This is a genomic window from Bacteroidota bacterium (genome assembly GCA_040388375.1).
Classification (GTDB): Bacteria; Bacteroidota; Bacteroidia; order UKL13-3; family UKL13-3; genus JAAFJM01.
Window position 1 is genome coordinate 418,772 of sequence record JAZKBU010000003.1, and the last position, 13,774, is coordinate 432,545.

10 protein-coding genes are annotated in these 13,774 nt (G+C 37.1%); 9 read left to right on the forward strand and 1 reads right to left on the reverse strand.

Annotated features, from left to right (window positions below; genetic code table 11):
• Positions 1–33 precede the first annotated feature (33 nt).
• Positions 34–246: a hypothetical protein gene (locus V4538_04740; protein ID MES2380325.1), complete on the reverse strand. Its 213-nt coding sequence runs from the start codon at positions 244–246 to the stop codon at positions 34–36.
• Positions 247–299: 53 nt separating this feature from the next.
• Here V4538_04740 and V4538_04745 point away from each other — a divergent pair, with 53 nt between their 5' ends.
• The 9 genes from V4538_04745 (at position 300) to V4538_04785 (ending at position 13,447) form a co-directional block, all read left to right on the forward strand.
• Positions 300–1,733, forward strand: coding sequence for a M61 family peptidase (locus V4538_04745; GenBank protein MES2380326.1), 1,434 nt, complete (start codon positions 300–302; stop codon positions 1,731–1,733).
• A gap of 39 nt (positions 1,734–1,772) precedes the next feature.
• Positions 1,773–2,483, forward strand: a complete 711-nt coding sequence (locus tag V4538_04750) for a Crp/Fnr family transcriptional regulator (GenBank protein MES2380327.1) — start codon at positions 1,773–1,775, stop codon at positions 2,481–2,483.
• 504 nt (positions 2,484–2,987) lie between these two features.
• Positions 2,988–6,065 carry a T9SS type A sorting domain-containing protein gene (locus tag V4538_04755; protein MES2380328.1) on the forward strand — a complete coding sequence of 1,026 codons (3,078 nt, stop codon included), beginning with the start codon at positions 2,988–2,990 and terminating at the stop codon, positions 6,063–6,065.
• 170 nt (positions 6,066–6,235) lie between these two features.
• Positions 6,236–6,892, forward strand: a complete 657-nt coding sequence (locus V4538_04760; protein ID MES2380329.1) for a class I SAM-dependent methyltransferase — start codon at positions 6,236–6,238, stop codon at positions 6,890–6,892.
• A gap of 9 nt (positions 6,893–6,901) precedes the next feature.
• A complete protein-coding gene (locus V4538_04765; protein MES2380330.1) occupies positions 6,902–7,207 on the forward strand; it encodes a DUF1272 domain-containing protein in 306 nt (101 codons plus the stop codon).
• A gap of 142 nt (positions 7,208–7,349) precedes the next feature.
• Positions 7,350–9,839: a TonB-dependent receptor gene (locus V4538_04770; protein ID MES2380331.1), complete on the forward strand. Its 2,490-nt coding sequence runs from the start codon at positions 7,350–7,352 to the stop codon at positions 9,837–9,839.
• A 90-nt stretch (positions 9,840–9,929) separates the two neighbouring features.
• The gene (locus V4538_04775; protein MES2380332.1) at positions 9,930–11,258 is read left to right on the forward strand and encodes a hypothetical protein; all 1,329 of its coding nucleotides are present in this window, start codon (positions 9,930–9,932) and stop codon (positions 11,256–11,258) included.
• 237 nt (positions 11,259–11,495) lie between these two features.
• Positions 11,496–12,119 (forward strand): DUF1003 domain-containing protein, encoded by a 624-nt coding sequence (locus V4538_04780; protein MES2380333.1) that lies wholly within the window; start codon positions 11,496–11,498, stop codon positions 12,117–12,119.
• Positions 12,120–12,127: 8 nt separating this feature from the next.
• A complete protein-coding gene (locus V4538_04785) occupies positions 12,128–13,447 on the forward strand; it encodes a carbohydrate porin (GenBank protein MES2380334.1) in 1,320 nt (439 codons plus the stop codon).
• The last annotated feature ends 327 nt before the right edge of the window (positions 13,448–13,774 follow it).

Here is a 13,774-nt window from a genome sequence, read left to right on the forward strand (position 1 = left end):
ATACTTTGTTTTTGGGTACATATACTTATTAAATTATGAACGTAAGTTTTTACGCAACTCAATTACTTTATTCACCAACATAATAATAAAAAGCCCCGGCCAAATGAGTGCCGTTTTATTGTCGTAGTTAACCAACAATAAGCATGAAATAATGCCAATATTAAATGCCGCTACCACCACAAAAATGAGTTGTATAAACATGTTTTGACTTTTTAAAAGAGAGAGAGCTGTAAAAATTAATAACATTGTTACAGAAAAAATTGCAGTTATGATAGCTATGTTCATATTTTGCAACAAATATGAAATACACTTTATCAATAAACAAGGCTTCTGAAAATTTTATTGTTTTAGAGGCCATTATTATAAGTAGTCAAACCCAAATTGAATTACAATTGCCGGCCTGGCGCCCCGGCCGATACGAATTAGGCAATTTTGCCAAAAATATAAGGTGTTTCAGTGCTTACAGTGAAAACGGACAAGCTTTAAAAGTACGCAAAACCACCAAAGACTGCTGGACGGTTTACAATATTCCGCAGAACAATGAAATTAAAATCAGTTATGAGTACTATGCCAATCAGTTAGATGCAGGTGCTTGTTTTATTAATCAGGAACAAGTGTACGTAAACCCTGTACATTGTTTTATGTACGAAGTAGGACAACAAAATAACAGTTTTGAAGTAAAGTTAAACGTACCACAAAATTATACCATAGCTTGCCAGTTGCCACAAAAAGGGCATACCCTGTTGGCGCAGAATTTTGATCACTTGGCCGATAGTCCGTTTATAGCCAGCCCAACATTACAACACCATCGGTTTGCATTAAACGCCAGCACAAACATTCATTTTTGGTTTCAGGGTAAGCACGAGTTAGACATAGCCCAACTGGAAGCCGATACTTTAAAATATACCTTGGTACAAACAGCCATATTTAACGAGTTACCTTGTGCAGATTACCATTTCCTGTATCAAATGTTACCCAACGGATTCCGACATGGGGTAGAGCATGCTGACTCCACCGTGATAGCTATGGGTAAAGGTGCTGATACTTTGTTAGCCGAGTTTTACAACGATTTATTAGCCATTAGCAGCCATGAGCTGTTTCACTTATGGAATATTAAACGCATACGCCCTGCCGCTATGTGGCCTTATGATTTTACCAAAGAAAACTACAGCGAATTAGGTTATGTATATGAAGGTGTTACTACCTATTATGGCGATTTAATGTTGTTGCGCAGTGGCGTTTGGACTTGGGAACAATACGCAGATGGCTGGAATGGAGATTTTTTAAGGCATATATACAACCCCGGCATATACAATTATTCCGTAGCCGAATCCAGTTTCGATACCTGGTTAGATGGATACGTGCCCGGCATACCTGCCCGCAAAACAAGCATTTATGTAGAAGGTATGCTGGCCGCCATGATAGCCGACCTGACCATTATTAAAAACTCAGCCGGAAAATATAGTTTGGATAATGTGCTGCACGATCTGTACCACCAATACTATAAACAAAATAAAGGATACACCGAAGCCGACTATAAAGCACTGCTGGAGAAATACGGGCAAGAAAGTTTTGAACATTATTTCGAAAATATAATTTGGGGTAAAGGCAATATAGTTGCTGAATTACAAAACATTTTGCCCCATTTTGGTTGTTATATAGATAATAATAAATTAACAAAAACAGAAGCTGCAGAAAATAATCCGCTTTTTAATTTTTTGTTAAACCGTTAGGTCTATATATTTGAACCTTAAAACCAATAGTTTTTTACTATGCAAAAAGTAAAACTTGAATGTGAAATGTGCAATTCAAAGGCCATTTCATTTATGAAGTATTGTACGCCAGAAGAAACCTTAAAGGTGACTATGGCAAAATCGTGTGGTTATTATAAAAAAGGGCAATCCGTTTTTTATGAAGACAATGTTCCATTAGGTATATACTGCATAACCAAAGGAATAGTAAAATTAACCCGCAGCAATAATTTTGGTAAGGAACAAATTTTACGTTTTGCAAAAGAGGGTGAATTTTTAGGTTACCGTGCTGTAATAGCTGAAGAGCCTTTAACCGCTACTGCCACATGTATTGAAGATGTAACAGCTTGTTTTATACCCCGCCAGGTTTTTTTAGATTTACTGCAAAGCAACGCTGAAATAAACAAACAAATGTTTAAAGCACTTTGTCATGACATGGGCTTAAACAACGAAAAAGTACAAAGTCTGGCTCAAAAAAGTGTAAGAGAACGCGTAGCAGAAACCATTTTATATTTACACCAAACCTTTGCACAAAAATCAGTAGAAGAAGAACCCGTTATTCCTATCAGTTTACCCCGTGAAGATTTAGCCAATATAGTAGGTACCGCAACCGAAACTTTAATCCGCTTACTGTCGGAATTTAAAACCGATAAGTATATTGATTTTGAAGGCAAACGTATAAAAATACTTAACAAAGAAGCATTGGAGCGCATTTCACACGCCACTGTTTAAATAAAACGAAGCCCTGCCCACCCGCAGGGCTTTTTTTGTGCCTGTTCTGTTTCTTCGCTACAAGTCAGGCATGTCGAACGAAGTCGGGATAGTGAATTTATATAGTAAGTACTGTTTCTTTATTTTTTCTTAATTGGCGTATCAAAACCCCTACACAATTCCCTTTTTTAATCTTTTTGACTAACACATAAACTTTTGTGTTTATTAACGTGTAAACCTGTAAATCATTTATTGGTAATTGTTTATAGCTTTTTTATGCACCCTACATGCCTATGCCATGTTGTAGTGTAAATACTCTTTTTTAATAAATATATCCCTCTTTTTAATGTGAATTTAGGTCTGTAAAATTAAGTTCATTTATTTTACACAACCTATAAAATGGCTTACATGCAGTGAACAAAATGCAATAGCCGAGAGCCAAAAGAAACAAAAATGAAACTCGTTTTTGTTAGAAGTAATGGTTATTGAAACCCCTATTTATTCACTTATAAATAAACTTTAAAAATGAAACAAAAATTACTCTCCAAATTAGCCATGCTAAGCGTTTTGGTATTGCTATCGCTACAGGTATTTGCACAAATACCACCGCCACCTCCTGTTTACAATCCGCTGCAAGATGTAAATGCACAACTACGCCATTTGTTTACTCCACTTTTCAGACCCCCTTTACCGGTGCAAGAGTATTTGTACGATATGTCGGCACACGTAACCGATGATAAGTATTGGAATAAAATTTCGTACGACTCAAGCACCACCGATAATTGGTTCAGGTTGTATTGGGAACACTTTTATATGGCTTACGATACAACCGTATTACCACGCGATGAAGATGTATACGAAGCTGCACAACAATACAGAGGCGACACGGTTCCTTTTGGTATTATGGATGTGTCCTATTACCAGTTGGTAAATAAAGCTTTGGAATCAAATCTTTATTTTGATTTTGATACCATCATTGATGAAATAACGGATATTCCTAACAGGCCTATGGAGCCCTATTTTGTTAAAAATATATTTGCTTGTGCTCCATTATATGACCAAGCTAAGTATGCAAAAGTTACCTGGGTAATTGGCGGGGCACTTTTTACCGATATAGTCAATTCACCTTTTTATAATCCTGCCATGTATAATTTTGAAGTAGACTTTGGAGATGGTACCGGTTTTCATTTAATAGACCCTACTACCACTACCTATACTACTATAGATTATGGAGCTTTAGGTATTTCCGATGAAATTTATTTAAATGCACGTATCACACAAGACGGGCAGTTAAAAAAACACTCACGCAGTAAATTTTTGTTAGGTAAAGCGCGTCCGACAGTAAGACCTTACACCGAAATTATTTATTACGATGATATGCCAGTAGTTGTTTACAGAGCCTGTAATTCTGACCCTAAAAACAGAAGAGTAGTTATTTATTTAGAAGGAATTGATATTTTAGATTTTATACCTAAGCAAAATAAAACGGCAGAGGATATGTATTATAGCATGCTGCAGGTACCTAATATCAGTCAACTGGCTAATTTTGGTTACGATTTTTATATAGTTGATTGGTCAAATAGCCGGGTTGATATGCGAAGCAATGCTATGCGAGTCGTCAATATGATTGATCAACTCAAGAAAGATGTAGAAAACGATTATGAGTTTGTAATTATAGGGGAAAGTATGGGAGGCGTAATAGCACGCTATGCTTTAACCTTCATGGAGTCGGCAGGTTATATGGACCCTAAAAACTGGCCTGATGCCAATAGGCGAGAAAGGATGCACAATTGCAGGTTAATGATAACGATAGATGCCCCACACCAAGGAGCCAATATTCCTTTATCACTTCAACATATGTACGATGTAAGTGCTAAGGTGTTGGGTGGTGCTTTGTTTGGTATGCCTATGGCCACACGTCTTGTTACCAGGTATTTTAATTTGTTTATAGATGCCAGGGCAGCTCAACAACTTTTAATATACCATATTGATACAAAAAACGGTTGGGGTTTGTATAAAAACTATACAGAGCATAAAGAAAGAACCAATTTTATGAGCGACTTAGCAATGATGGGCAATTACCCTCAGTTTTGCAAGAAAATGGCTGTGTCAGATGGAGCTTTAGATGGTGAAATGCAAACCCGGTTTTATAGTTTTACTGATAGGGTGGCCAACGACCGGCTATTGGATTTCCACACCGAATTATTTGCTAAAATATTATGGTTTATTAAAGTACCTATTTTTGGAGCCGATTTAGAATTAAAAACCAATCCGGCAGGTGCAGGACAAGTTTTTCAATTAAATGTAGGAGCTTGGGGTATCCGTTTAAAATTCTATTGGTTTGGTGTACGTTTAATAAGAGGCTATAATACCCTTGTTAATATTAGCGAATTTGCCGATGTACAACCGTATTGTGTAAATGCGGGAGGTTATTTTGGAGATGGATTACAGGAAGTGGTTGGGAAATCAACAAATGTTGGAACCAATTTTAATGTAAGTAGGTATTGGATATTGAATGTTGCCTCATTTAAGTCAGGTTCAGATGGTGCAGGTTGTTGGGGTAGTAAGGCCCATGTTGGTTTTGAAGGTTTTTCAAGTATTAATTATGATTTATCTATTTGTAGCGATGGGATGCATTTTGGGTTTGTACCCGTACAAAGTGCATTGGATTATGGCAAGTTAACAGCTGTACCACTCAATTACGATTTTGAAAAAGATTTACAGTCTACCCCGGCAATTATAAACAGCAATACCCCGTTTGATGTAATAGTGGCAAATGGCAAAAAGGATGATACACATTTAGGAGTGCATAATTTAAACAGAAGCCATTTATATGTGAAATACGAAAGAGAAGATGTTTTTCTGGAATGGCATTTTAGATACAGAGACTGTGGTTTTACAGGCAATGGAACTGGCATATTTGGACATTGGATAAACAGAGAAATTGGTGATGAAATAGTTTATTTCGATAATTATGATTGTTCAAGAAGTAGTATATACGAAGCAGAATATGAAACATATATTAATACATTCAGCAACCCTTGGTATAGGTATGCAAATGGTATGGGAGGTGGCATGCAACCGGGCTTTTATTCAAAAGCCAACGACTTTGCCATAAGAGATAATATAAATGCTGATTTTAGGTATGACGTTTGGGGCCATAACCCACCGTGGAATATCAATTATGTTTTTAATCCTGCTTCGTATCAGGGATGGTCGCCATTTAACGGAAGCTGGACACAAAACCAAAGTAATTTTATATCATGTGGCAGGTGTATAGATTTTGGAAAAAAAGCAAAGGATGAAACTCAAAAAGCACTTGTAAATAAAAGATCAACCAGTTTTGCCAATGTATATCCTAATCCAAACACTACAGGCGCTGTATATGTTGATTACAGCTTTAAGGAGAATTTACCTGTAAAAATTATGGTAACCGATGTATTAGGCAAACTGGTATATAGCAAAACCTTTAGCAGTACAAACAATACACAACAAGTAAGTACAGCTATTAAACTGGATGAATACCAGTTTTCAAAAGGCTTATATATTATTAGCATAAGCAATGGCAACGAAAGTTTTGTAAACAAACTAATAGTTGAGTAAACACCATTAATTTTAAAACGCCTGCAACAAAAACATTGTTGCAGGCGTTTTTTATGCAATTAGTTTTTGCCTGTTAAATTTTACACAAACCCTGTTTGTAAACAAATAGAATAGTGCTTTTTTGCAGCCCTTTATTTTGCATAAAACATATACTAAAACTACCATACACCATGAGCGAAGACTTTTTTAAAACACTGGCCGAACAGTTGCGTAAGCCAACAGGCGATTTAGGTAAAACAGTAGGCGAAAAAATGAATGAAAGCAATAAGCTCATGAATTTAGAAAGCATTGAGTGCCTTAATATACAAGCTAACCAACAGCTATTAGAAATAGGAATGGGTAATGGTTTTTTTGTGCAAGATATACTCACACAAAACCCAAGTGTAATTTATAATGGATGCGATTTTTCTGCTGCAATGGTAGAAGAAGCTATAACCATAAATCAGCATTTTATAACAAACGGGCAAGCAGCATTTGTAAAGGCTGAAGCTCATCAATTGCCTTATGCCGAAGCACAATTTGATACCGTTTTTACTGTTAATACCATTTACTTTTGGGATGATGTAGCAGCAGTATTAGCCACCATAAAAAGAGTGCTGAAACCGCAAGGACAGTTAGTACTTGCTTTAAGGCCCAAAGAAGTAATGGAACATTTTCCATTTACACCACATGGGTTTACATTATACACCCAGGCCGATTGCTTAGATTTACTAGCACAACACGGTTTTAAGATTGTAAACACTACTTTAAAACAAGAAGCCGATTTGGTGTTTTTTGAAGAACCCGTAAAGAATGCTTACCTGATTATACAGGCCGTAAAACAATAACAAAATAATATGTTACAACTAAGACCTATATGTGAAAACTGCGGTAAAGATTTGCCTAACGACAGCCACGAAGCTATGATTTGTACTTTTGAATGTACTTTTTGTAAAGAGTGTGCAACAAACCTTTTTGAAAATGTATGCCCTAATTGCGGAGGCGGTTTTGAAAAAAGACCTTCACGTCCAACCCAATGTGTTACGCCAGATTGCCTTAAAAACTTTCCGGCAGAAACCAATAAAAAGCTCAGGCCGGTAGATATGGAAAAGTTTCAGGCATTGAAAAACCATTACGTACAAGTTGACCCAAGAAAAAGGTAAGCAAAAAAATAACTGCTGAACTAAAATAAGCCCATTGTCGTTTAAAAAAGACCAAATTTTTAAAACGAAACCCCTATTATTGCCAAACACCAAAACAATACCGCATCTGAATAGTAACAATTACGCTTATTTAAACCACTTAATGCAAAAGTTAGTCTGTTTTTTAATTTTAGTTTTTGGTGTTCAGTTAGTTTCCAGTGCGCAAACACAAAATAATCCTGCAAGTGTTAGTGGCGTAGTGCGCGACAGTACAGGACAAATAATGGAAGGCGTTACCGTTAGCTCATCACAAGGTAAAGCCGTTGTAACCAATGGTGCTGGTTATTACAAAATAGAGGTAGATGCCAACGACCCCATTCAACTTAAATTCTCCTATGTAGGTAGTCAGGGCCAGATTTATTTTGTACCCGCTTTAAACCCCAAACAAAAGTACGACCTCAACGTGGTTTTAAATTTAGGTTTGGTACTGGGCGCAGTGCAAATCAGAGAAGAAAAAAACAGAGAGTTTGCCAGCACATTTACTTTAGACCCTAAGCCATTAAGTGCCTTACCCAATATATCGGGTAATTTTGAGCAAATACTAAAAACATTGCCGGGTGTTTCATCAAACAACGAGTTAAGTGCGCAGTACAATGTACGAGGCGGAAACTTTGATGAAAACTTAGTGTATGTAAACGATATTGAAATATACCGCCCGTTTTTACCACGCAGCGGACAGCAGGAAGGTTTAAGTTTTATACATACCGAGTTGGTAAAAAACATAAAGTTTAGTGCAGGAGGTTTTGAAGCCAAGTATGGCGATAAAATGAGTTCCGTACTTGATATTAAATACAAGGACCCAAAGAAATTTGCTTCCTCTATTAATGTTGGTTTATTAGGTGCACAAACACATGTAGAAGGAGCCACTAAAAACTTACGTTTTACCTATTTATTAGGTGCCCGTTACTGGACCAATAAATACGTAGTTTCAACCTTAGATACCAAGGGCGATTACCAACCTTCATTTACCGATGTGCAAACCCTTTTAACCTATCATTTCAGGTCAAACTTAAGTTTAAGTGTATTAGGCAGCTATGCACAAAACAGATATTTTTTAGTGCCTAGCGACAGGCAAACAACCTTTGGTACCGTAAAACAAGCACTGCAGTTAAACGTATATTTTGGCGGAGCCGATTTAATGGAATACCGAACCGCTACAGGAGCTGCCAGTTTGGTATTTAACCCTACACGTAAAACACAACTTAAGTTAATAGGCTCTGTTTTTTATAGCAACGAAAATGAGTTTTTTACCATAGAGGGAGCTTACAGGTTAAGTGAATTAGAAACAGACCAGGGTAGTGGTAATTTTGGACGTGCTAAAAACTTGTTAGGGGTGGGCTATTTTATAAACAATGCGCGCAATACCATAGAAGCCAAAGTAATTAACATAGGCCACAGAGGTACCACCAATACCAAAAACAATAGCTTACAATGGGGAGCATTTGTACAAACCGAAAGCATTAACGATAAAATAAAAGAATGGAATTACCGCGATAGTGCAGGCTTTGCACAACCCACTCTGGTTGGTGACAGTGCCATTGTTTTACCCGATTATTTAAGAACCAGTTTGGCCTTAAACACATTTAGGTTAAATGGCTATATACAAAATACCACCTTGTTACAAAAATCAACCAACATGACTTTAACCTATGGTATCAGAAGCAATTGGTGGAGTTATAACAATGAGAATGTGGTGAGCCCGAGAGTACAGTTTGCCTTTGAACCCAACAGGCGTCACAACAAACAAATTTTAGACTCGAACAGCAATAGAAAATTACGCAAAAACTGGGTTATAAGAGCGGCTTACGGCTGGTACTACCAAACTCCATTTTACCGTGAGTTAAGAGGGTTTGATGGCGTGCTCAATAAAAACATTCAGGCACAACGCTCTATACATTATGTACTGGGAGCCGATATGAATTTTAAAGCATGGAACAGACCATTTAAATTTGTGGTGGAGGGTTATTACAAAGATTTATCCAACCTTATTCCATACGAAATAGACAATGTACGCATACGCTATTTTGCCGAAAATTCATCGCGTGGTTATGCCACAGGAATTGACTTTAGGGTAAACGGAGAGTTTGTACGAGGTACAGAAAGTTGGGCTAGTTTAAGTTTAATGAATACCCAGGAAATTATTAGCAATCAGGTTACCCCGCAAGGGCAAGCCGAAGCTGAAAGATATATACCGCGTTTAACCAATCAAATGTTTCAGTTTGCTATTTTGTTTCAGGATTATTTTCCTAATAATCCAAGCTATAAAGTTAATTTAATGTTGGTGTACGGTAGCGGTTTTCCTTTTGGTGTACCTGATAAAGACAGGTATAACGATATTAACGATATGCCTAGTTACCGCAGGGTTGATATAGGATTTACCAAGGATTTGATTTCCGAAGACAATAAAAACAAAAACAGTTTTTTAAAGCGTAAAATAAAATATGCTAACCTGGCTTTAGAAGTATTTAATATTTTAGGCGTGAACAATACCATTAGCTATACCTGGTTGCAAGACGCTACCGCACAGACCTGGGCGGTACCAAATTATTTAACCTCGCGCAGGTTAAATGTAAAGCTGCAATTAAGGTTTTAAATGGCGGTTATATATATTGCAATGTTCATTGTTGGTTATGATTAGACTTTCCGTTTAATCATTGACATTCACTACAAGCAAAACAGTCATATGAAAAAGTATACAATAGTAATTTGTTTAATACTTGGTGCTTTAAGCATTAACAGTAATGTAAACGCACAAACCAAACCCGATAAAGAATTACGTTTGAATTTAAATGATGAAGGAACGCATTATATAAAAACAACACTTACCGCTCAGTTGTGGGGGCGTTATACCGATATGAACCCCGGAAGCACCATTGGAGGCTTTAACAATCCATCAAGCTTCGATATTGGAATCAGGCGCATGCGTCAGCAAATATTTGGTATGGTAACCGATAAAGTGTTTTTCTATTCACAACTAGGTATCAATAATTTTAACAATATAGCCGATAGAAAACCCGGTATATTTTTCCACGATGTATTGGCCGAATATTACGTTACACCCAAAGCATTACAAGTAGGTATGGGCTTAACAGCGTGGACAGGTTTTACCCGTTTTGCATCGCCTGCAGTAGCCAGTATTATGGGTTTCGATGCCCCTTTGTTTGAGCAAAATACCAACGATGCCAACGACCAGTTTTTACGTAAGTTAAGTATATATGCCAAAGGAAAAACAGGTAAATTAGATTATCGCTTTATAGTATCAGACCCATTATTGGCAAGCAAAGCAGCAAGCAGTGTAGTTAAAACCATTGGTGTTAATTCAGACTTCAGCTATAAGCCACCACATATGCAAACAAGTGCCTATGTAATGTATCAGTTTTTAGAAGAAGAAAGCAATTTAACACCCTACATGACCGGAACCTATTTAGGTAAAAAGCGCGTGTTTAATGTTGGTGCAGGTTTTCAATATCAAGCCAATGCCATGTGGCGTTATGGCGATGCAGTGTTAAAAGATACCATACAGGAAGATATGCTAAACTACGCAATAGATGTCTATTACGATGCACCCATGGGCACAAAAGGAATGGCTATTAGTGCGTATGTAACAGCTATGTATTTAGGTTATGGTAAAAACTATATCCGTAACCTGGGCGTTATGAATCCGGCTGATGGAGTAGCTGCCGGTACACCAACCATTAACGGGGCAGGCAATGCTTTTCCAATGATGGGAACAGGTACTATTATAGCAGGGCAAGTTGGCGTGTTATTACCACAAAACGTATTAGGTGAAAAAAATGGTCAGTTGCAGCCATACATTATGGTGCTGCATGGTAATTTTGACCGACTACAACAAAGCATGCTGCAATACGATGCAGGGCTAAACTGGTACATCAATGGATACAGAAGTAAGTTGACCTTAAACTATCAGAATCGCCCCGTATTTAGCAGTACAGATTTAAAAGAAAGCGATAGAAAAAGCATGGTAGTATTGCAGTTTCAAATAGCGATATAGTACTTATTTTAAGTTAAATAGTTAATTGGAGAGGTCGTCTGAAGAGTCGGCCTTTTCGCTATAAGGAGTTTAAATGTTGTAATGATATAGCTCTATCATTGCAGTAATAGAAAATAAAAACACAAAACATATTTTAATCAGGCTATGCAAAACAGTAAAAACCAAATGCCGTGCTCAGTTAATGGTAAAGTCTATTTGCCCCATGAACTTAAACCTAATTTTTCAGTTGCGAGCCCCATGGCTGCATTTATAAAAAAACAAGGGTACGAATTAAACCCCGATGGATACATAAGCCATGAAGCATATAATGCCATGAAAAAGCTTCAGTTGCAGGAACTTTTAGCCAAAGAAAATGGGGAGCTCAATGCATTACAAAAAGATGTTTTAGCCAGCTTTGATGACCAGGATTTAATGACTACCGATGTAGATGAAAACTTTGATACCAGCTTAACATTCGGGCAAAAAATTTCTGATAAGATTGCAGCGTTTGGTGGCAGTTGGAAATTCATTATTATATTCTTTGCTATTATACTTTTATGGATGTTTGTTAACGCCATTTTATTAAGTAAACAAGCTTTCGATTCCTATCCTTTTATTTTATTAAACCTCGTTTTGTCGTGTTTGGCGGCTATTCAGGCTCCCATTATTATGATGAGCCAAAACAGGCAGGAAGAACGCGACAGGTTACGCTCAAAAAACGATTACAAAATAAATTTAAAAGCCGAATTAGAAATACGCATGCTCCATGAAAAAATTGATTTTATTTTAAACCATCAAGGGCAACATTTGCATGAACTACAAAGACAACAATTAGAAATAATGGAAGAGTTTGCTAAACTCAATGAAAGAAGAGCCCAATGAATAACAACATGAATAAAATATACATAGCAATATGCCTCATTGCTTCCTTCAACAAAGCAATGAGTCAAAACAATAATGACAGTATAAATAAGAAGTTAAGTTTTCATTTTCAGCAAACCACCGTTTACCAAATGCAGCCCGGTGTAAGTGGAAACTATTTTAGCGATTTTAGTTTAAGTCCCAAAGAAGAAGATGCTGTTTCATTAACCACCACCTTGTTTTTAGGAGCCAAATTATGGAAAGGAGCCGAAGCCTATTTTAACCCCGAATTAGCCGGTGGTAGCGGTTTGAGTGCAGCACGTGGCGTAGCCGGTTTTACCAATGGCGAAACATTTAGAATTGGAAACCCTGCTCCGCAACCATACATAGCAAGAGCATTTGTTACCCAAAAAATTGCATTAGGCAATAGCAAAATCTGGCAAGACGATGGCATGAATAAATTAGCTTCCTACCAGCCCGAAAAATACATTTCCATTACCGCAGGAAAGTTCAGTTTAGCCGATTATTTTGATAACAACCAATACTCACACGATCCACGCACACAGTTTTTAAATTGGTCGTTAATGAGTACCGGTGCATGGGATTATGCAGCCAATACCCGTGGATATACAGTAGGTATAGTACTGCAATATGTAACACCCGTTTGGAGTGTAAGGTATGCATTGGCTATGGTGCCAGAGTATGCTAATGGACCTACTTTAGAAACAGATTTGTTACAATACAACTCGCAAGTAGTAGAGGTAGAAAAAAAGGTAAAAGTAAGAAGCCAAAAAGGCACTTTAAAATTATTACTTTTCAATAATCAGGCCCACATGGGTAATTATACCCAGGCAATAGCTCCAAGTACCACTATGCTCACACCCGATATTACAGCTACCAGAAATGGTGCAAGAAACAAATACGGTTTTAGCTTAAATTATGAGCAGGCATTAAACAATTACATGGGTTTATTTAGCAGAGTAAGTTGGAACGATGGATTAAATGAAACCTGGGCTTTTACCGAAATAGACCAGAGCATAAGTGCAGGAATTTCCATTAACGGAAGTAAATGGAAACGCAATGAAGATGTGTTGGGGTTAGCCTTTGTAGCCAATGGTATTTCAACACAACACAAAGATTATTTAAAAGCGGGAGGCAAAGGATTTATGATAGGTGATGGTACGCTTAATTATGCACCCGAAATGATAGTAGAATTGTTTTACAATGCCTTGTTACACGAAGACCATTTTTGGTTAAGCCCCGATTACCAATTGGTAATAAACCCCGCTTATAACCAAGACCGCGGCCCCGCACATGTATTTGCCATCCGTTTCCATGCCGAGTTTTAAGTCGTAGAGACGTTGCATGCAACGTCTTTTTTGTTGCTGCCATTGCAGGCGTCCTCGCCTGCAATATTTTAAGACGTTACATGTACACTATACATTACCATGGTTAAATAGACTTAATACACGTAGTATAAATACCCTTTTTTAGTAGTATAAATACTCTTTTTTTAGGAACAGTTCTTAACTGTAAAATACAGTTATCTGTTTTATCTATTTTGTTGTCAGTGGTTTAAGCTTTTTTTCGCTTGCGAGTGTAGTTAAATCAATTTGTTTCCCCAAAAGCAAGTACTTGTTTCAATACACTTTTATAAATAGGTTTGAGTTAAACCT

Excerpts from the sequence above, each read along its gene's own strand:
- V4538_04740 (MES2380325.1), bottom strand. The coding sequence starts at position 246 with ATGTTATTAATTTTTACAGCTCTCTCTCTTTTAAAAAGTCAAAACATG.
- V4538_04745 (MES2380326.1), top strand. The coding sequence starts at position 300 with ATGAAATACACTTTATCAATAAACAAGGCTTCTGAAAATTTTATTGTT.
- V4538_04775 (MES2380332.1), top strand. The coding sequence starts at position 9,930 with ATGAAAAAGTATACAATAGTAATTTGTTTAATACTTGGTGCTTTAAGC.
- V4538_04755 (MES2380328.1), top strand. The coding sequence starts at position 2,988 with ATGAAACAAAAATTACTCTCCAAATTAGCCATGCTAAGCGTTTTGGTA.
- V4538_04750 (MES2380327.1), top strand. The coding sequence starts at position 1,773 with ATGCAAAAAGTAAAACTTGAATGTGAAATGTGCAATTCAAAGGCCATT.
- V4538_04785 (MES2380334.1), top strand. The coding sequence starts at position 12,128 with ATGAATAAAATATACATAGCAATATGCCTCATTGCTTCCTTCAACAAA.
- V4538_04770 (MES2380331.1), top strand. The coding sequence starts at position 7,350 with ATGCAAAAGTTAGTCTGTTTTTTAATTTTAGTTTTTGGTGTTCAGTTA.
- V4538_04760 (MES2380329.1), top strand. The coding sequence starts at position 6,236 with ATGAGCGAAGACTTTTTTAAAACACTGGCCGAACAGTTGCGTAAGCCA.
- V4538_04780 (MES2380333.1), top strand. The coding sequence starts at position 11,496 with ATGGCTGCATTTATAAAAAAACAAGGGTACGAATTAAACCCCGATGGA.
- V4538_04765 (MES2380330.1), top strand. The coding sequence starts at position 6,902 with ATGTTACAACTAAGACCTATATGTGAAAACTGCGGTAAAGATTTGCCT.